The organism is Sphingomonas sp. R1 (assembly GCF_025960285.1).
In the GTDB taxonomy this organism is placed as follows: Bacteria; Pseudomonadota; Alphaproteobacteria; order Sphingomonadales; family Sphingomonadaceae; genus Sphingomonas.
In genome coordinates, this window is record NZ_CP110111.1 from 621430 (window position 1) to 638893 (window position 17464).

Below are 17464 nucleotides of genomic sequence, written 5' to 3' on the forward strand. Positions count from 1 at the left end.
ATGCAGAAAGCCGACCAATGCCTTTAGCCGACATGATTGCCGGGAGCGCCGTTGCCGCGGTGCTGAGCAACCCCCGCCTGCCCGATAACCCCATCGTCGACTGCAACGACGCCTTCATGGCCCTGACCGGCTATCAACGCGACGAGATCGTCGGCCGCAATTGCCGCTTCCTCAGCGGCGACAAGACCGAACCCTGGCTGAGCGAAGCGCTGAGCGCCGGCGTGCGCGAGAAACGGCCGGTCATGGTGGAGATCCTCAACTACAAGAAGGACGGTACGCCGTTCCGCAATGCGGTTCTCGTCGCCCCGATCTTCGGCGAGGACGGCGAGCTCGAATATTTCCTGGGCTCGCAGATGGAGGTGGAGGGGCCGAAGGAAGGCACCGCCCACCGCGCGACGATCGCGCGCGACAAGATCGGCGGGCTTTCGCCGCGGCAGCGCGCGGTGCTGATCGCAATGGCGGCCGGCAAGCTCAACAAGCAGATCGCCTACGACCTCGGCCTTACCGAGCGGACGATCAAGATGCACCGGGCGGCGATGTTCCGCGCGCTGGGCGTACGCACCGCGGCCGACGCCGTGCGGATGGCGATCGAAGCGGGCTACTGAGCCCGATCAGGCGGGAGCACGCTCCCCTGCGATCGCGGGGAGCGGCACCGGTGCGACGGTGCATCTCGCCAAGGAAAAGGGCGCCTCCGTCGCCGGAGACGCCCCGTGAATTCCCGCGACGGGCGCCGTCAGCCGGCGTTGCCGGCAGCCTGGTCCGCGCCGTTGTCCGGCATGGCGTTGCCGATCATCGCGTCCGCTTCGGCATTGGCGCGATCCTCGGCATCATTCTGGTAGATCATCGCATTGGCCTCGGGCGCGAAGTTCGATCCATCGGCCACATTGCCTTCGCCACCGCCGCAGGCGGCCAGCGGCGTCAGCAGGGCTGCTGCCGCGATCAGGCGAAGCTTGGTCATTCGGGTGCTCCCAACTCACTATCGTTTCGAAGGCGAAGCGATCCGCCCGTCCAAGCCCGTTGCATGGGGCAGGACAGGCGTGTCGTCAAACGCAAATATGTCGCGCCACCCGCGCCGGGCCGCAACTTGGCCATGTTTTTGCCCGAATTCGGGACGGCGCGTCATTCGCCCTTGTGGAGAGCGACCGGACCGATGTCCTCAGGCGCGTTGGCGGCGATCGCCAGCATCGCGGCCCATGCAGCGACATTCTGCCGCAGCTGCGCGGGATCGATCTTGTCGAGCGTGTCGTCCGGCGTGTGGTGCAGGTCGAAATAGCGCAGCCCGTCCTGGTTGAGGCCGATGGTGCCGACGCCGAGCGCCAGGATCGGCTCGACATCGGTGCCGCCATGCGCGGTGCCGCGACCGCGCTCGATGCCGATCGGGTAGAGCGCCGCCTCCAGCCGATCGCCGATCGCCTTGGCGCTTTCCGGCAGGTTGGTCTCGAACTTCCAGACGCGATCGGCACCGAAATCGGATTCCATCGCCAGCACATGGCGTTCGTCGGCATGCGCCTTGGCATAGGCCGCGCCGCCGAAGCCGCCGACTTCCTCGGCGCCGAACCACACGACGCGGATGGTGCGACGCGGCTGGCCCAGCTTGGCCGCCTGCAGCGCCGCCGCGGTGGTGATGGCGACGCCCGCGCCGTCATCGATCGCGCCGGTGCCGAGATCCCAGCTGTCGAGATGGCCGCCGACGACGATGATCCCGGCCTTGGGGTCGCTGCCGGGAAGGTCGGCAATCACGTTGCCGGACTCCGCTTCGCCCTTGAACTGCGGCGTCACGCTGAGGCGGAGCTTCACCGGGCCGCGCTTGACGAGGCGGACGAGCTGCTCGGCATCGGGTACGGAGAGCGCAGCAGCGGCGATGGGGGACACGCCCTTGGCCCAGGTGGTGACGCCGGTATGCGGGTTGCGGTGATGGTCGGTGCCGATCGAGCGGATCAGCACGGCCGCCGCGCCCTTGGTGGCGGCGACGCTCGGGCCGGCGCGGCGGACGGCACCGTAATAGCCATATTGCGAGCCATCCTGCGTCGGCACCATCGCGTGGTCGATAAAGGCGATCTTGCCCTTGAGGCTGCCGGCGGGCGCGGCCTGGAGTTCGGCAAGCGAGGCGAAATAGACCAGCTCCGCCTCCAGCGGCTGCGCACCGGTCGATCCCGAATAGCCGAGCGCGGCGATCGCGAGCTTCTGGCCTGCCGTGCCCAGCACCTCGGCGGTCTCTGCGCCGCGGACCCAGACGGGCATGCGGTAGGTCTCGATATGGACGTTCTGGAAGCCCAGCGCCGTGAGCTTCTTGACCGCCCAGCTGCGGGCGCGCGCTTCGGCCTCGGTGGCGGCGAGGCGCTGGCCGACCTCGGTGGTAAGGCCTTCCACCACGTCCCATGCGACGTCGTCCTTAAGCGCGGCGTCGCGCACGCTCGCTACCTGAGCGGCGGTCTGGGCAAGAGCAGGGAGGGGCAGGGCGAGCACGGCAGCGGCCGCGAGCAGGAGGCGCTTGGTCATGCTGCGGATGCTAACCGGAGACGGACCGATTGCAATGGGGGATGAACGGTTCCCGGCGCTTAGCCCCTCCTTCTCGGAAGATGGGTTGGAGTGGAGGGACGCCAGAACGCTTGCTGGTCTCGGTGAGGCTCAGGCCCAACCCCTCCCCTAAAGGGGAGGGCTATAGCCGCGTTGCCAAGCCGGGCCCGCATCGCTACATGCCGCACGACTTTTCCAGCATCCAGAATTTCGCAACGGAGATCCGCCACCGTGGCTGCGCAGTACGCCTTCGTCATGAAGGACATGACCAAGACCTTCCCCGGCGCCCCCAAGCCGGTGCTCAACAACATCAACCTGCAATTCTACCAGGGCGCCAAGATCGGCATCGTGGGTCCGAACGGTGCGGGCAAGTCGACGCTCATGAAGATCATGGCCGGCATCGACAAGGATTTCGCCGGCGAGGCATGGCCGGGCGAGAACATCACCGTCGGCTATCTGCCGCAGGAGCCGCAGCTCGATCCCAGCAAGACCGTGCTCGAGAACGTCAAGGACGGTGCGCGCGAAACCGCCGACATGGTCGATCGCTTCAACGCCATCTCGGCGGAGATGGGCGATCCCAAGGACGACACCGATTTCGACGCGCTGATGGAGGAGATGGGCGATCTCCAGGCCAAGATCGACGCAGTCGACGGCTGGAGCCTCGACAACCAGCTCGAGATCGCGATGGAAGCGCTGCGCTGCCCGCCGTCCGACTGGCCGGTCGAGAATCTGTCGGGCGGTGAAAAGCGCCGCATCGCGCTCACCCGCCTGCTGATCCAGAAGCCGTCGATCCTGCTGCTCGACGAGCCGACCAACCACCTCGACGCCGAAAGCGTCAACTGGCTGGAAAACCACCTCAAGGAATATGCCGGCGCGGTGCTGATGATCACCCATGACCGCTATTTCCTCGACAACGTAGTCGGCTGGATCCTCGAGATCGACCGTGGCAAGTACTTCCCGTACGAAGGCAACTACTCGACCTATCTCGAGAAGAAGGCCAAGCGCCTCGAGCAGGAAGACCGCGAGGCCACCGGCCGCCAGAAGGCGATCAAGGACGAGCTCGAATGGATCCGGCAGGGCGCCAAGGCCCGCCAGACCAAGTCCAAGGCGCGTATCGCCAAGTTCGAGCAGCTGGTCGCCAGCCAGGAAAACCGCACGCCGGGCAAGGCCCAGATCGTCATCCAGGTGCCCGAGCGCCTGGGCGGCAAGGTGATCGAGGCCAAGAACATCTCCAAGGCCTACGGCGACAAGCTGCTGTTCGAGAACCTGTCGTTCATGCTGCCGCCGGGCGGCATCGTCGGCGTGATCGGGCCGAACGGCGCGGGCAAGTCGACGCTGTTCAAGCTGCTCACCGGCCAGGAAACCCCGGATTCGGGCGAGATCGACATCGGCTCGACCGTCCGCCTCGGCTATGTCGACCAGAGCCGCGACCACCTCGATGACAGCAAGAATGTCTGGCAGGAAATCTCGGACGGCCTCGATTACATGAAGATCAACGGCCATGATCAGTCGACCCGTGCCTATGTCGGCGCGTTCAACTTCAAGGGCGCGGACCAGCAGAAGATCGTCGGCAAGCTTTCGGGCGGTGAGCGCAACCGCGTCAACATCGCCAAGATGCTCAAGCGCGGCGGCAACGTGCTGCTGCTCGACGAACCGACCAACGACCTCGACGTCGAAACGCTGGGCGCGCTGGAAGAGGCGATCGAGAATTTCGCGGGCTGCGCCGTGGTGATCAGCCACGATCGCTTCTTCCTCGATCGTCTCGCCACCCACATCCTCGCCTTCGAAGGCAACAGCCATGTCGAATGGTTCGAGGGCAACTTCGAAGCCTATGAGGAAGACAAGCGCCGCCGCCTGGGCGACGCCGCCGATCGTCCGACCGCGCTGTCGTACAAGAAGCTGACGCGCTGATCGTTCGCCTCAGAACGGGGAGGGGCCGCTTCGCCAGGTGCGAGGCGGCCCTTTTCTTTTGAAGGACCCAGGCTCAGGCGGTGAAGCGCTTGGTGAAGCCCTTGTGCGCCTTGTCCTCGGGCACCGCATCGCTTTCGACATGTTCCACCCGGGCGAGCGGCGGGCCTTCGCGGCAGGCTTCCACGAACAGTCCCAGCGCGGTGTCTTCGCCGGCGGCGAGGATCTCGACGCGGCCATCGCGCAGATTGCGTACCCAGCCGGTCAGCCCGCCGCGCTGTGCCGTTCGCACCACCCAGTCGCGATAGCCGACTCCTTGTACCCGTCCCGAAACCAGGATTCGTTGCTGCGCCATAGGCTCCCTTCGTACGCGCCCGATGATCCGGGCCGCCTTCACCTGTAGCAGTCCGGCGCCGATCGGCACCGGGGCGCGGGCACGGTTCGCCGCAGTACCGGCAGTCCCCGCCGCGTCAGGGGTAGGTGATGGCCATCACCTCATATTCGCGCTCCCCGGCCGGCAGGTTCACCCGGCGCAAATCGCCGACCCGGGCACCGCGCAGGGCTCGGGCAAGCGGTGCGTTCCAGCCGACCAGGCCCTTGCCCGCATCGGCCTCGTCGTCGCCGACCAGGGTGAGGGTGCGATCGTTGTCGTCCTCGTCGGCGATGGTCACGGTCGCGCCGAAGAACACGCCGCTGCGGTCTTCCTGGCGGGTGGGGTCGACCACCTTGGCCGCCTTCATCCGCCGGGCGAGGAAACCCAGCCGGCGGTCGATCTCGCGCAGGCGCTTCCGGCCGTAGATATAGTCGCCGTTTTCCGAGCGATCGCCATTGCCGGCCGCCCAGGAGATGGTGTCGACCAGGTTCGGGCGTTCCGTGCCGAACAGCTGGTCATATTCGGCCTTGAGCGCGGCATAGCCGGCGGGGGTGATGTAGTTGGGACGATCGGACATGGTCGCCCCTGCGCTATCAGCCCGGCTGGCGCTTGCCCAGATACCAGCTGAGATTGGCGGGGCCGGCGCTGCGCGCATGGGCCGGGTTGAGCAGGTCGTAGACCACCGCATTCTCGAGCACGCGCTGTACATAGTTGCGCGTCTCGAAGATCGGGATCTGTTCGATCCAGCGGACCATGTCGCCGCCCGGCAGTCGGGGGTCGCCATAGGCCGCCAGCCACTTGTTCACATTCCCCGGCCCGGCATTGTAGGCCGCCACCGCCAGCGGATAGCTGTTGCCGTAGCGATCGAGCAGCTTCTGGAAATAGCTGGAGCCGAGCTGGATGTTGTAGTCGGTATCGGCGTTCAGCGCGCCGGGATCGTAGCTCATGCCGAGCTTCGAGGCGACTTCGCGCGCGGTTCCCGGCATCAGCTGCATCAGGCCGCGGGCACCCGCATGGCTCACCGCGTCCCGGTTGAACTGGCTTTCCTGCCGCGCGATGGCGTGGATGATCGTCCAGTAATCGCGCTGGCCCTCGGGGATCTTTACCGAGGGATAGCCGGCGGCGGTGTAGGAGGAGAGGCCGTTCTGCAACGCGCTGCGGCCGACCATCACGCCCAGATCCGGGCGGCCCAGCGTGCGGCTCAGTTCGGCCGCGAGGAGATGATCGTCGTCGGTGGTCGCATCTTGCGCGATCTGGCGGAGGAACAGGCTCTGGTCGAGCCGATTGCCCATTTGGCCGAGCAGCTGCGCGGCACGCACCGTCTCGCGGGCGTAGAAGGCAGCGCGTACGGCCGAAGCAGCCGCCTTGCCGCTCAGGTCCGGCGGGCCTTTCAGCGGCTGGCCGATGCGCTCGACCGCGAGCTGGCCGTAGAACAGGTCCGGATAGCCACCGGCCCGCGCGTAATAGCTTTGTGCGAGCGCGCGATTGCCGGCGGCATCCGCGGCGCGCCCCGCCCAGTACAGCCCCTTGGACTGGGTCTGCGGCGTTTTCGAGCCGCGACCATAGCGATCGAACATGCCGACCGCGTCCGCGGGCCTGCCGAGATTGTTGAGCGCAACCGTTCCGGCAAGCCAGGTCAGGCTGGTATAGTCGTCCCGGATGCCGAGCGACATGTCGCTGAGATCGGTACCCGGAGGCGCCCCGTCATCGACTTGTGAGGCGATGCGATAGGCGAGGTCGTACTGCCCATCGGCCAGCGCGCCGCGTGCCGCCGTGAGCAGCACCTCATACCATTTTTCGAGATCGCCGGGATAGCTGGCCAGCCGGCGGGGCTGGGCAAGATAGGCCCGCATCGCCGGGGTCTGGCCGTTCTCGCGCAGCCAGCGGGCGCGATCGGCGATATAGCCCGGATCGGCCTGGCCGCGCGGTTCGGCGATGCCGGCGCGGGTCGCCGCATCGGCGGCGTTGGTCCGATAGGCGATGCGCGCGTCGAACACCGGGCGGCGCTCGGGCGAGGTATAGGCGAGCTGACGCGTCGCGATGCTGGTCGCGCCCTGCCACAGCAGCATGTCCTCGCGCGCGTCATGGTCCATCGGTCGCAGGGCGCTGCCGAAGCTGGCGAGCAGCCGGCTTTCGTCGCTGCCGCGCAGGATGCCGCCGCGCCAGGCACGCCGCGCCTGATCTTCGGCCTCGGCACGACGACCGGTGGCGGCGAGCGCCTCGGCATAGCGCAGCCGCCCGGCGAGCGTGATCGGGGGAAAGCGCGTGAAGAAGCGGATGGCAAGGTCCGGCGTGCTGGCGCCGCTGTCGAGGATCGTCTCCGCGGCGGCGCGCCGGCTCTTCTCGCCCGGCCAGCCAGGATGGGCGAGCAGGAAATTCGCATAGTCGGCGAAGGGATAATTGTCGGACTGCTGCAGGCGCTTCCAGTCGACCAGCGCCGTGCTGACCGGATCATATTGCGCCTGCGCCTGCGGCACGAAGCCGCCTGCCAGGGCTGCCAGCATCGCAGGCGTCACCTGCGAGGAGGCTGCCAGTCCCGAAACGCCGGCGAACAACAACGCGCCTTTGAGTACCGTACCGACCATGCTGGACATGATAGGACATCGCACCGTATCTGCCAGCCCGTTTCTACCGAAAAAGAGGATGATTCCGCGCGATGTTTTCTGGATCGATCCCTGCGCTCGTGACGCCGTTCCGCAACGGCGCGTTCGCGGAGGAGGATTTCCGCGCGCTCGTCGAATGGCAGATCGGCGAAGGCTCGTCGGCGCTGGTGCCCTGCGGCACCACCGGCGAGGCCGCGACCATGCCCAAGGATGAGCATTTCCACATCGTGCGGGTGTGCGCCGATCAGGCGAAAGGCCGGGTGAAGATCCTCGCGGGCGCGGGTTCCAACGACACGAAGGTGGCGATCGACAACGTCCGTGCCGCCAAGGATGCGGGTGCCGATGCCGCGCTGATGGTGCCGCCCTATTACAATCGTCCGAGCCAGGAAGGCATTTTCCGCCACTTCGCCGCCGTTGCGGAGGCGACCGACCTGCCGATCGTGCTGTACAACGTGCCTGGCCGCACCGTGACCGACATCCAGCCCGCCACCATGGCGCGGATCGTCCAGGCGTTCCCGCAGACCTTTGTCGGCGTGAAGGACGCGACCGGCAATCTCAGCCGCGTCTCCGAGCAGCGCGCAGGCTGCGGCGCAGGCTTCGTCCAGCTCTCGGGCAATGACGAGACGGCACTTGCCTTCAATGCAATGGGCGGGGTCGGCTGCGTCTCGGTGACGGCCAATGTCGCGCCGAAGCTTTGCGCCGACTTCCAGTCGGCCTGGGCCGCGGGCGACACCGCCAGGGCGCTGGAGCTGCACGACACGCTGTACCCGCTCCATATCGCGATGTTCACCGATGCCTCGCCGGGCCCGGTCAAATACGCGATGGGTCGGGTGCGCCCCGACTTCCCGCAGGAACTTCGGCTGCCGATGACTGAAGCGGGCGAGGCGAGCCGCAAGGCGGTGGACGCCGCGCTCGAATTCGCCGGCCTGCGCTGAGGAACGGGCCGGAGCGGCAACAAACGTCTGGCGCTCCGGCCGCTCCGTCCCTACATCGCGCGGTCTTATGGCCCGTCCGCGTCCCGCTACCTTCGACAAAGTGAAGACCGTCGCCGAAAACCGGCGCGCACGCTTCGACTATTTCATCGAGCAGACCTATGAAGCCGGGCTGGTGCTGACCGGTACCGAGGTGAAGTCGCTGCGCTTTGGCGAAGGCTCGATCGCCGAGGCCTATGCCGAGATCAAGAACGAGGCGGTGTGGCTGGTCAACGCCAACATCCCCGAGTTCAGCCACGGCAATCGCTACAATCACGAAGCCAAGCGGCCGCGTAAATTGCTCCTTCACGAGCGCGAGATAAACAAGCTGCACGGCGCCGTCGCCCGCGAGGGCATGACGCTGGTTCCGCTTTCCGTCTATTTCAACGGCAAGGGGCGGGCGAAGGTGGAGCTGGCGCTGGCGAAGGGCAAGAAGACGCATGACAAGCGCGAGACCATCAAGGAACGCGATTGGAAGCGCGAACAGTCGCGCATCCTCCGCGATCGCGGCTGATATGGCGCCGGCGGGCCGGCTGCGCCGCCTGGCGGACAAGGCGATGCCCAGTCGAGAATCGATCGAGACCAATCGCTGGCTGAAGCCCGTCGCCGGGCGGGTGATGCATTCGTCGCTGTGGCGGTTCACGCGCCGATCGGTGCCGCGCGGGGTCGCGTTGGGGATGCTGACCGGCATCCTGGTGCCGATGGGGCAGATCCCCGCCTCCGCCCTGCTCGCGCTGCCGATACGGGCGAACATTCCCGCGGCGGCGGCGACGACGTTCCTGACCAATCCCCTCACCACGCCGCCGCTATGGGTTGCGGCCTATTGGCTGGGCAGCTGGATCCTGGGCCCGCGCGTCGACAGCCAGGCGCTGGTGCAGAAAGCGCCGGGCTGGCTCGACTGGCTGCTCCACCAGGCCGGGCCGGCAACCCTTACCGGGCTGCTGGTGCTGGCGGTGGGGCTTGCCATCGTCGGCTATTTCGGCAGCGCCGTCGCGTGGCGCTGGTGGATCGTGGCCAAGCGCAAGCGCCGCCTGCGCGCCCGGCTGGCGTGATCCACGGCGCGATCGCCGCTTGACGCTGGCGTTGCGACCGAACAACGGTACTTCATGGCCAGTCTGCCCGACGCCGAACTGCCAAAGCCTTCCCTGCTGCTGCCGCTTGCGGCCGTGGTGGTAACCGGCGTCGCTGCCGCCGGCGTGATCCTGCTCAGCATCAACGATCGCACCGTCGCCGCCGGCTTCCTGGGGGCGGCGGTCCTCGCCGCGGGGCTGATGCTCGCCAGTGCCCGGCTGTTCCGCACGCCGATGACGGTGGAGCGCTATACCGACTGGGCGATTGCCCATGCCCTCGCGTCGGCCAGCGACGACGCACTGGCGGTAACCGACCGCAGCGGTCGGCTCGTCTGTGCCAATCCGCGCTACGAGGCGCTGTTCGGTGGCTGGCCGACGCCGCCCAATCTGCCGATCGGCGAAGAGGGGGAGCGCGCGCTCGGGGCCTGCGCCCGTGCCGCTTGGCGCGACGGCGAGAGCCGCTGCGGCGACGTGCAGGTGTTCGGTGCGCAGGTGGCGGTGCGCGTCGCGCGGGTGGGCGACGAGAGCCTCGTCTGGCGCTTCATCGGCATTCATGCACTGGATCTGGCGGTGCAGGTCCAGGGACTGCTCGCCGGCCAGACGGGGGACCGGCTGGGCGGTGCGGGCGTGATGGTGGTGCTGGTCGCCCCGGACGGCCGCATCCGTTCGGCCAATCGCGTATTCCGCCACCGCGCGCTGGGAAGCGCCGATGCCGTGGCCGATGGGCGCGATTTCGCCAGGCTGCTGATCACCGATTCGATCGGCCAGGTCCGGTTCGAGCGCGAGGGCATCGAGGGCACGCCGCTCCGCGTCCTCCAGATCCCGTTCCTCGAAGGGGACGAGGCGCCGCTGCTGGTCGCGCTGCTCGACGAGGAGCCGGCGGTGATCGCCAGCCCCGCGCTCGGCGGCAGCGCGTCCAACCATGTCCGGTCGCTGATCTCGATCCTGCCGACCGGCCTTGCGCTGATCGATCGCGACGGCCGCTTCCTGATGATGAACGACGCGTTCGTCCGCACCGCGCGGGTGAACCCTGCCGCGCCGCCGCTCTATCCGGGCGATCTGGTGGTACGCGAGGACAAGGCGACGCTGGCCGATGCGGTGCGCCGCTTCGCCGGCGGTGCGCCGCAGTCGCTCGAGATCACCGTGCGCCTGAAGGACGTGTCCGAAGAGCCGGTGGCGATCACCATCGCCGGTGCCCGAGGGCTGGGCGACGCTGCGGTGCTGCTCAGCCTCCGGGATTCTGGGGAGGAGGGCAAGCTCAAGCGCCAGATCGCGCAGGCAACCAAGATGCAGGCCGTGGGTCAGCTCGCCGGCGGCGTCGCGCATGACTTCAACAACATCCTCACCGCGATCATCGGCCACTGCGACCTGATGCTGATGCGCCATTCGCCCGGCGACAGCGATTATGACGACATCCAGCAGATCCGCGCCAATTCCAACCGCGCCGCCAGCCTGACGCGGCAGCTGCTCGCTTTCTCGCGCCAGCAGACGCTGCGCCCGCAGGTGCTGCAGCTGCCGGACATCATCTCCGAGGTTTCCAACCTCCTGAAGCGGCTGCTCGGCGAGACCGTGTCGCTCGACGTCAAGCATGGCCGCAACCTCGGACCGGTGCGCGCCGATCCCGGGCAGCTCGAGCAAGTTGTCGTCAATCTCGCGGTCAATGCCCGTGACGCGATGCTCAGCAAGAACCCCAGTGGCGGCGGATCCCTGACAATCGAGACGCTGGCGGTTTCCGCCGCCGAGGTCCGGCGGATGGACGATGACGTGCTGCCGGTGGGCGACTATACCGCGCTGCGCATCTCCGACACCGGCACCGGCATTCCCCCGGAGATCCTTCCCAAGATCTGGGAGCCCTTCTTCACCACCAAGGAGGTCGGCAAGGGCACGGGCCTCGGCCTGTCGACCGTGTACGGCATCATCAAGCAGTCGGGCGGCTATATCTTCGCGGAGAACGTGCCCGGCGCGGGCGCTGCCTTCACCATCTATCTCCCGGTCCATGCCGCTCCGGAGGCGGCGGTGGCCAAGCTGCCGGTCACCAAGGAGAAGCCGGCCGATCTTTGGGGTACCGGCACCATTCTGGTAGTGGAAGACGAGGACATGGTCCGTGCCATCGCCGAGCGGGCGCTGAGCCGGCAGGGCTATGCCGTGGTCACTGCCGAAAATGGCGAAGTCGCGCTTGAAACGATCGAGACGATGGACAAGCCGGACCTGCTCGTCTCCGATGTCGTGATGCCGGTGATGGATGGCCCGAGCATGGCGAGAAAGGTCCGCGAACGCTGGCCGGATCTGCCGATCCTGTTCATGTCGGGCTACGCCGAGGAACAATTACGACGTTCGATCGATCTCGACAATGTCGCCTTTCTGCCGAAACCCTTTTCTGTGCAACAACTTGCAGAAGCGGTTCAGGAGATCCTGGTGACCAAATAAGTGCTTGGCACGAAACCATTTTTCCTGCAAAGGGGGCTGTATGCAGGGTCCGCGTAACATTCTCATCGTCGAAGACGAGCCGCTTATCGCCATGATGCTCGAGGATTTCCTCGACGCGCTCGACCGGGTCCCGGCAGGTACCGCCGATACCGTGGCCGAAGCGCTCGACCGGATCGGCGCCGGCGGGATCGACGCCGCCATCCTCGACGTGAACCTGCGCGGCGGTGAGCAGAGCTGGCCGGTTGCCGACAAGCTGGCCGAACTGGGCATTCCCTTCGTGCTGGCAACCGGGGGTGCCGATGACAGCATCGCGCCCCTGCATCGCGATCGGCCGGTGCTGTCCAAGCCGTTCACGCTGGACCGCGTCGACAAGGTGCTCAGCACGCTGAGCTGAGCGCGCGGGCGAGCAGCGCATAGGCAAGGGTTGTGCGCGGGGCAGGGGCGACGCTAAAGCCCTTGTCACCATGACCGAACTTCCCAAGACCTTCGACCCCGCCGAAATCGAATCCCGCTGGTACGCCCATTGGGAAGACGAAGGCCTGTTCCGCCCCGAGCGCCAAGGCGCCGAGCCCTGGACGATCGTCAACCCGCCGCCCAACGTGACGGGCAGCCTCCACATCGGCCACGCGCTCGACAATACGCTCCAGGACATCCTGGTCCGCCATGCGCGGCTGAAGGGCAAGGACGCGCGCTGGGTGGTCGGCACCGATCATGCCGGCATCGCGACGCAGATGGTGGTCGAGCGCCAGCTCAACGCCGCCGGGCAGAAGCGCACCGACTTCACCCGCGAGGCGTTCGTCGACAAGGTGTGGGAGTGGAAGGCGGAGAGCGGCGGGCAGATCACCCGCCAGCTGCGCCGCCTCGGCTGCTCGATGGACTGGGCGAACGAGCGCTTCACCATGGACGAGGGCTTCTCCAAGGCCGTCCTCAAGGTGTTCGTCGAGCTGTATCGCCAGGGCCTGCTCTACCGCGACAAAAGGCTGGTGAACTGGGATCCGGGCCTCGGTACCGCGATCTCGGACCTCGAGGTCGAGACCAAGGAAGTCCGCGGCAATTTCTGGCACCTGCGCTATCCGCTGGCGGATGGATCGGGCTTCATCCAGGTCGCGACCACGCGGCCGGAGACGATGCTCGCCGACATGGCGGTCGCCGTGCATCCCGAGGACGAACGCTACAAGGCCCTGATCGGCCGCCAAGTGCGCCTGCCGATCACCGGCCGGCTGATCCCGATTGTCGGGGACGAACATGCCGATCCGGAACTCGGCTCGGGCGCGGTCAAGATCACGCCGGGCCATGATTTCAACGACTTCGAAGTGGGTGTTCGTGCCGGCATCAAGGCCGGCGACATGCTCAACATGCTCGATGCCAAGGCGGCGATCTGCCAGACGCAGGACGGGCGGGTGCCCGCCGAGCTGATCGGGCTCGATCGCTTCGAGGCGCGCAAGGCGATCGTCGCGCGGCTGAAGGACGAGGGCTTCCTCGTGCCGTTCGTCGACAAGGAAGGCGCCGAACACGACGCCGAGCCGCGCACCATCCAGACGCCCTATGGCGATCGCTCCGGCCAGGTGATCGAGCCCTGGCTGACCGACCAATGGTATGTCGACGCGGCGACCCTCGCCAAGCCGGCGATCGAGGCGGTCCGCTCGGGCGCGACCAGGATCGTGCCGAAGAGCTGGGAAAAGACCTATTTCAACTGGATGGAGAACATCCAGCCTTGGTGCGTCAGCCGCCAGCTCTGGTGGGGGCACCGCATCCCGGCCTGGTTCAATGCCGACGGCAAGGCCTATGTCGCCGAGACCGAGGAAGAGGCGCAGGCACAGGCCGGCGAGGGCGTCACCCTCACCCGCGATCCCGACGTGCTCGACACCTGGTTCTCTTCGGCGCTGTGGCCGTTCGCGACGCTGGGCTGGCCGGAGAATAGCGACCCGACGCTCGGCGGGCGCTATTCGAACGACGTGCTCATTTCCGGCTTCGACATCCTGTTCTTCTGGGATGCGCGGATGATGATGCAGGGTTTGCACTTCATGAAAGAGGTGCCGTTCAAGACCCTGTATCTCCACGGTCTTGTCCGTGCGGCGGACGGCCAGAAGATGTCCAAGTCCAAGGGCAACACGGTCGATCCGCTGGGCATGATCGACAAGTACGGCGCCGATGCGCTGCGCTTCTTCATGGCCGCGATGGAGAGCCAGGGCCGCGACATCAAGATGGATGAGAAGCGGCTCGAGGGCTATCGCAACTTCGCGACCAAGCTGTGGAACGCCGCGCGCTTCTGCCAGGCCAATGGCATCGCGGCGAGCAAGCAACTTGAAGCGCCGTCCGCAGAGCTGGCGGTAAACCGTTGGATCATCGCGGAAGCCATCGCGACCGTGCAGGCGCTGGACCTCGCGCTCGCCGATCTGCGCTTCGACGAGGCGGCGAACACGATTTACCAGTTCGTCTGGAGCCGCTTCTGCGACTGGTATCTCGAGCTGATCAAGCCGGTGCTGCAGGGCGAGGGCGTTGCCGCGGCGGACGCGGAAGAGACCCGCGCCATTGCCGGCTGGGCGCTCGACCAGATCCTCGTGATACTGCACCCGTTCATGCCCTTCATCACCGAAGAGCTGTGGTCGAAGATGGGACCGCGCGAGCACGACCTGATCGTTGCCACGTGGCCGATGGCCGATGCGCGCGCGCTCGACCCGTCGGCGGCGCAGGAGATCGACTGGCTGATCCGGCTGGTGAGCGAGATCCGCGCGGCACGGACCGAACTCAACGTGCCGCCGGGTGCACGCCTGCCGCTACACGTTCGCGATGCCTCGGCGGAGACCGTCGCGCGTCTGGCGCGGCAGGAGGCGGCGTTGGCCCGTCTCGGCAGGGTGGATCAGGCACCGGGCGATGCGCCTGCGGGCGGGGCGCTGCAGCTTGTCGTCGACGAGGCGACGTTCGTGATGCCGCTCGGCGACGTCGTCGATCTCGACGCCGAGCGGACCCGCCTGACCAAGGCAATCGCGGCGGCCGAGAAGGAGCGCGACGGGCTCGCCGGGCGGCTCGGCAATCCGAGCTTCGTCGAGCGCGCCAAGCCCGAGGCGGTCGAGAAGGCGCGTGCGGACCATGCCGAAAAGGCTGCGGAAGCCGAACGGTTGTCGGCCGCCCTGGCGCGACTGGGCTGAGCATCGCGTCCCGGCGGGAGCCGGGACGCCTGCTGCGTCAGACGGCGTCGGCGGGCACCATCACGTCGATCACCGCCGGCGCCACCTTCGCGAGCACGGGCGTGGTCGCCAGCACCTCGCCGTCGATCGAGATCGGCAGCGGGGGCTCGGTGGCGACGCGGAGCGCCTTGCCGCGAAACGCGACGGTATCCTCCTTGCGTGCCTCCAGTCGCAACACTGAGGCGGCCCAGTTCCGTACCAGCCGCGACTTCACATGGCCCTTCACCACCTGGACGACGATCTCGCCCGAGGCGACGCCGGCCTCGTCGACCAGCTCGGTGCCGCCATGGAAGGGGCCGTTCGAGATCCGCACTTCCACGGCGCGCAGGCGCGTTGCCTCTTCGCCTTCGCCGACGATCACGGTGAACGGCTTGAACTTCAGGAACTGCAGCGCGGCCCAGCTGAGATAGCCCATCCGCCCGAACCAGCGCTTGACGTTGTGGGGCACGGTCTCGGCGATCTGCGGCGAGAGGCCGATCGCGGCGGTGCTGGCGTAATAGTCGTCGTCGATCATGCCCAGGTCGATCCGCCTGGGGGTGCCCTGCAGGATCGCGTCGACCGCGCCATCGACATCCAGCGGGATGCCGAGCGAGCGTGCGAAGCTGTTGGCCGTACCCAGCGGCAGCACCCCCAGCGTCACGCCCTTGCCGACCAGCTTGTCCACCAGGCCGCTGATCGTCCCGTCACCGCCGCCCAGGATCACCAGGCCCGGGTTTTTCGCCAGCGCCTTGGCCAGCGTTGCTTCCAGCTGGTCCGGATCGTCGACGGCATGTGCGTCCACCGCCATGTCCTGGCCGTGAAAACGGGCACAGGCGCGGTCGAACCAATCCTGTCCGTGGCGCGACTTGGTGTTGACGATCATCGCCGCCGATTGGAAATGCATGCAGGATCCTCGATTGATGACGGGTCCGTAACGCATGGCCGCGGCGTTCGGGTCCGCCGCCCCTGTTCCTCTGGACAGGTCGCCTTCGGCGGAGCTTGCGCGTTTGTGCGCCCATGACCGCTCCTGTCCTGCTCTGGTTTCGCCGCGACCTCCGCCTTGCCGATCAGCCCGCTCTGACGGCGGCCGTAGAGGCAGGGGCGGTGATCCCGGTCTATGTGCTCGACGACGAGACGCCCCGGCATCGTGCGATGGGCGGTGCCTCGCGCTGGTGGCTGCATCATAGTCTGAAGGCACTCGATGCCGCCTTGCGCGCGAAGGGCTCGCGGCTGATCCTGCGGCGCGGGAAGAGCGACGAGGAACTCGCCCGACTGGCCGAGGAGACCGGCGCAGAGGCGGTCCATTGCATCCGGCACTACGAGCCCTGGTGGCGCAATGCCGAACGGGCGGTGGCGAAGCGGCTGACGTTGTGCTGCCACGACGGCAATTATCTGCTGCCGCCCGGCGCCGTGACGAGCGGGGCGGGCAAGCCCTACAAGATCTTCACCCCGTTCTGGCGCGCGCTGCGAGATCGCCTGCCGCCTGCCGAACCGCTGCGGGTGCCGCACGACATTCCGGCACCCGCGACCTGGCCCGAGAGCGAACCGCTGGACGACTGGGCGCTGCTTCCGGCCGCGCCCGATTGGGCGGGCGGCTTCCGGGAGGAATGGGAGCCTGGCGAAGCTGGTGCGCACAAGCGCCTCCGCCGGTTCAGGGACCATGCCGCGCGGTACGACGACACGCGCAACCTTCCCTCGATCGAGGGCAGTTCGCGCCTCTCGCCGCATCTGCACTTCGGCGAGGTTTCGCCTGCGCAGGTCTGGCATGCGCTGGAGGATGCAGGGGGGCAGGTCGAGGAATATCTGCGCGAGCTGGGCTGGCGCGACTTCGCGCAGAACCTGATCTGCCAGTATCCCGACTATGCCGCGAAGAACGGCCGCCCGGCCTTCGATGCCATGGATTGGCGCAGCGACAAGGCGGCCAAGGCCGATCTGCGCGCCTGGCAGCGGGGGCAGACCGGCTATCCGATCGTCGATGCGGGCATGCGTCAGCTCTGGGCGACCGGATGGATGCACAATCGCGTGCGGATGATCGCGGCCAGCTTTCTGATCAAGCATCTGCTGATCGACTGGCGCGAGGGCGAACGCTGGTTCTGGGACACGCTGGTCGATGCCGATTACGGCAGCAATGCGGTGAACTGGCAATGGGTGTCGGGCTCCGGGGTGGATTCGAGCCAATGGAGCCGCGTGATGGCGCCGCTCTCCCAGTCCGAGAAGTTCGACGCCGCAGGCTATATCCGGCGCTGGGTGCCGGAACTGGCCAGGCTGCCGGATGCCGCGATCCACGATCCGGAGGAGGCGGGGTGCCGCCCGCGCGACTATCCGCAAAAGCGCATCAACCATCGCGATGCCCGGGAACGTGCGCTTGCCGCCGGCAGGGCCGTGCGCTGAGGGCTTGTCCGGGGCGATCAGGCGTGCATGTTCCGCG

15 protein-coding genes are annotated in these 17464 nt (G+C 67.3%); 9 read left to right on the plus strand and 6 right to left on the minus strand.

The annotated features are described in order from the left end of the window. Window positions 1-32: 32 nt before the first annotated feature. Complete coding sequence (locus OIM94_RS03035; RefSeq protein ID WP_264608651.1) at window positions 33-605, plus strand: PAS domain-containing protein; 573 nt, start codon at window positions 33-35, stop codon at window positions 603-605. Window positions 606-733: 128 nt separating this feature from the next. On the opposite strand, the gene OIM94_RS03040 is transcribed toward OIM94_RS03035, so the two are convergent. Then, on the minus strand, window positions 734-958 hold the full coding sequence (locus OIM94_RS03040) for a hypothetical protein (protein WP_264608652.1): 225 nt from the start codon (window positions 956-958) through the stop codon (window positions 734-736). 161 nt (window positions 959-1119) lie between these two features. Continuing rightward, window positions 1120-2499, minus strand: coding sequence for a M20/M25/M40 family metallo-hydrolase (locus tag OIM94_RS03045; protein ID WP_264608653.1), 1380 nt, complete (start codon window positions 2497-2499; stop codon window positions 1120-1122). A gap of 249 nt (window positions 2500-2748) precedes the next feature. On the opposite strand from OIM94_RS03045, the gene ettA reads away from it, so the two are divergent. After that, a complete protein-coding gene (gene ettA / locus OIM94_RS03050; protein ID WP_264608654.1) occupies window positions 2749-4428 on the plus strand; it encodes an energy-dependent translational throttle protein EttA in 1680 nt (559 codons plus the stop codon). Between the two features lie 73 nt (window positions 4429-4501). Here the strand turns inward: ettA and OIM94_RS03055 are convergent, their stop codons facing one another. The 3 genes from OIM94_RS03055 to OIM94_RS03065 all read right to left on the minus strand — a co-directional run bounded on the left by OIM94_RS03055 (window position 4502) and on the right by OIM94_RS03065 (window position 7383). Next, window positions 4502-4780, minus strand: a complete 279-nt coding sequence (locus OIM94_RS03055; protein WP_264608655.1) for an acylphosphatase — start codon at window positions 4778-4780, stop codon at window positions 4502-4504. A gap of 115 nt (window positions 4781-4895) precedes the next feature. After that, window positions 4896-5375 carry a transcription elongation factor GreB gene (gene greB / locus OIM94_RS03060; RefSeq protein WP_264608656.1) on the minus strand — a complete coding sequence of 160 codons (480 nt, stop codon included), beginning with the start codon at window positions 5373-5375 and terminating at the stop codon, window positions 4896-4898. Window positions 5376-5391: 16 nt separating this feature from the next. Next, on the minus strand, window positions 5392-7383 hold the full coding sequence (locus tag OIM94_RS03065; protein WP_264609814.1) for a lytic transglycosylase domain-containing protein: 1992 nt from the start codon (window positions 7381-7383) through the stop codon (window positions 5392-5394). Window positions 7384-7454: 71 nt separating this feature from the next. Here OIM94_RS03065 and dapA point away from each other — a divergent pair, with 71 nt between their 5' ends. From dapA to OIM94_RS03095, 6 genes are all read left to right on the plus strand, one after another. Then, window positions 7455-8336, plus strand: coding sequence for a 4-hydroxy-tetrahydrodipicolinate synthase (gene dapA / locus OIM94_RS03070; RefSeq protein ID WP_264608657.1), 882 nt, complete (start codon window positions 7455-7457; stop codon window positions 8334-8336). Between the two features lie 67 nt (window positions 8337-8403). Continuing rightward, entirely contained in the window at window positions 8404-8886 is a 483-nt protein-coding gene (gene smpB / locus OIM94_RS03075) for an SsrA-binding protein SmpB (RefSeq protein WP_264608658.1), read from the plus strand. A 1-nt stretch (window position 8887) separates the two neighbouring features. Beyond that, window positions 8888-9424 carry a DUF2062 domain-containing protein gene (locus OIM94_RS03080; protein WP_264608659.1) on the plus strand — a complete coding sequence of 179 codons (537 nt, stop codon included), beginning with the start codon at window positions 8888-8890 and terminating at the stop codon, window positions 9422-9424. A gap of 54 nt (window positions 9425-9478) precedes the next feature. Continuing rightward, the gene (locus tag OIM94_RS03085) at window positions 9479-11869 is read left to right on the plus strand and encodes a response regulator (RefSeq protein ID WP_264608660.1); all 2391 of its coding nucleotides are present in this window, start codon (window positions 9479-9481) and stop codon (window positions 11867-11869) included. A 40-nt stretch (window positions 11870-11909) separates the two neighbouring features. Continuing rightward, window positions 11910-12263 (plus strand): response regulator, encoded by a 354-nt coding sequence (locus tag OIM94_RS03090; protein ID WP_064312884.1) that lies wholly within the window; start codon window positions 11910-11912, stop codon window positions 12261-12263. Between the two features lie 70 nt (window positions 12264-12333). Next, the gene (locus OIM94_RS03095) at window positions 12334-15018 is read left to right on the plus strand and encodes a valine--tRNA ligase (protein WP_264608661.1); all 2685 of its coding nucleotides are present in this window, start codon (window positions 12334-12336) and stop codon (window positions 15016-15018) included. 37 nt (window positions 15019-15055) lie between these two features. Here OIM94_RS03095 and OIM94_RS03100 read toward each other — a convergent pair whose 3' ends face one another. After that, complete coding sequence (locus OIM94_RS03100) at window positions 15056-15940, minus strand: diacylglycerol/lipid kinase family protein (protein WP_264608662.1); 885 nt, start codon at window positions 15938-15940, stop codon at window positions 15056-15058. Between the two features lie 113 nt (window positions 15941-16053). Between OIM94_RS03100 and OIM94_RS03105 the strand changes: the two genes are divergently transcribed. Continuing rightward, the gene (locus OIM94_RS03105; protein ID WP_264608663.1) at window positions 16054-17427 is read left to right on the plus strand and encodes a cryptochrome/photolyase family protein; all 1374 of its coding nucleotides are present in this window, start codon (window positions 16054-16056) and stop codon (window positions 17425-17427) included. Window positions 17428-17464 lie beyond the last annotated feature (37 nt).

Excerpts from the sequence above, each read along its gene's own strand:
- OIM94_RS03035 (WP_264608651.1), top strand. The coding sequence starts at position 33 with ATGATTGCCGGGAGCGCCGTTGCCGCGGTGCTGAGCAACCCCCGCCTG.
- OIM94_RS03100 (WP_264608662.1), bottom strand. The coding sequence starts at position 15,940 with ATGCATTTCCAATCGGCGGCGATGATCGTCAACACCAAGTCGCGCCAC.
- OIM94_RS03105 (WP_264608663.1), top strand. The coding sequence starts at position 16,054 with ATGACCGCTCCTGTCCTGCTCTGGTTTCGCCGCGACCTCCGCCTTGCC.
- OIM94_RS03065 (WP_264609814.1), bottom strand. The coding sequence starts at position 7,383 with ATGGTCGGTACGGTACTCAAAGGCGCGTTGTTGTTCGCCGGCGTTTCG.
- OIM94_RS03085 (WP_264608660.1), top strand. The coding sequence starts at position 9,479 with ATGGCCAGTCTGCCCGACGCCGAACTGCCAAAGCCTTCCCTGCTGCTG.
- greB (WP_264608656.1), bottom strand. The coding sequence starts at position 5,375 with ATGTCCGATCGTCCCAACTACATCACCCCCGCCGGCTATGCCGCGCTC.
- smpB (WP_264608658.1), top strand. The coding sequence starts at position 8,404 with ATGGCCCGTCCGCGTCCCGCTACCTTCGACAAAGTGAAGACCGTCGCC.
- OIM94_RS03090 (WP_064312884.1), top strand. The coding sequence starts at position 11,910 with ATGCAGGGTCCGCGTAACATTCTCATCGTCGAAGACGAGCCGCTTATC.
- OIM94_RS03040 (WP_264608652.1), bottom strand. The coding sequence starts at position 958 with ATGACCAAGCTTCGCCTGATCGCGGCAGCAGCCCTGCTGACGCCGCTG.
- dapA (WP_264608657.1), top strand. The coding sequence starts at position 7,455 with ATGTTTTCTGGATCGATCCCTGCGCTCGTGACGCCGTTCCGCAACGGC.
- OIM94_RS03080 (WP_264608659.1), top strand. The coding sequence starts at position 8,888 with ATGGCGCCGGCGGGCCGGCTGCGCCGCCTGGCGGACAAGGCGATGCCC.
- OIM94_RS03045 (WP_264608653.1), bottom strand. The coding sequence starts at position 2,499 with ATGACCAAGCGCCTCCTGCTCGCGGCCGCTGCCGTGCTCGCCCTGCCC.
- OIM94_RS03055 (WP_264608655.1), bottom strand. The coding sequence starts at position 4,780 with ATGGCGCAGCAACGAATCCTGGTTTCGGGACGGGTACAAGGAGTCGGC.
- OIM94_RS03095 (WP_264608661.1), top strand. The coding sequence starts at position 12,334 with ATGACCGAACTTCCCAAGACCTTCGACCCCGCCGAAATCGAATCCCGC.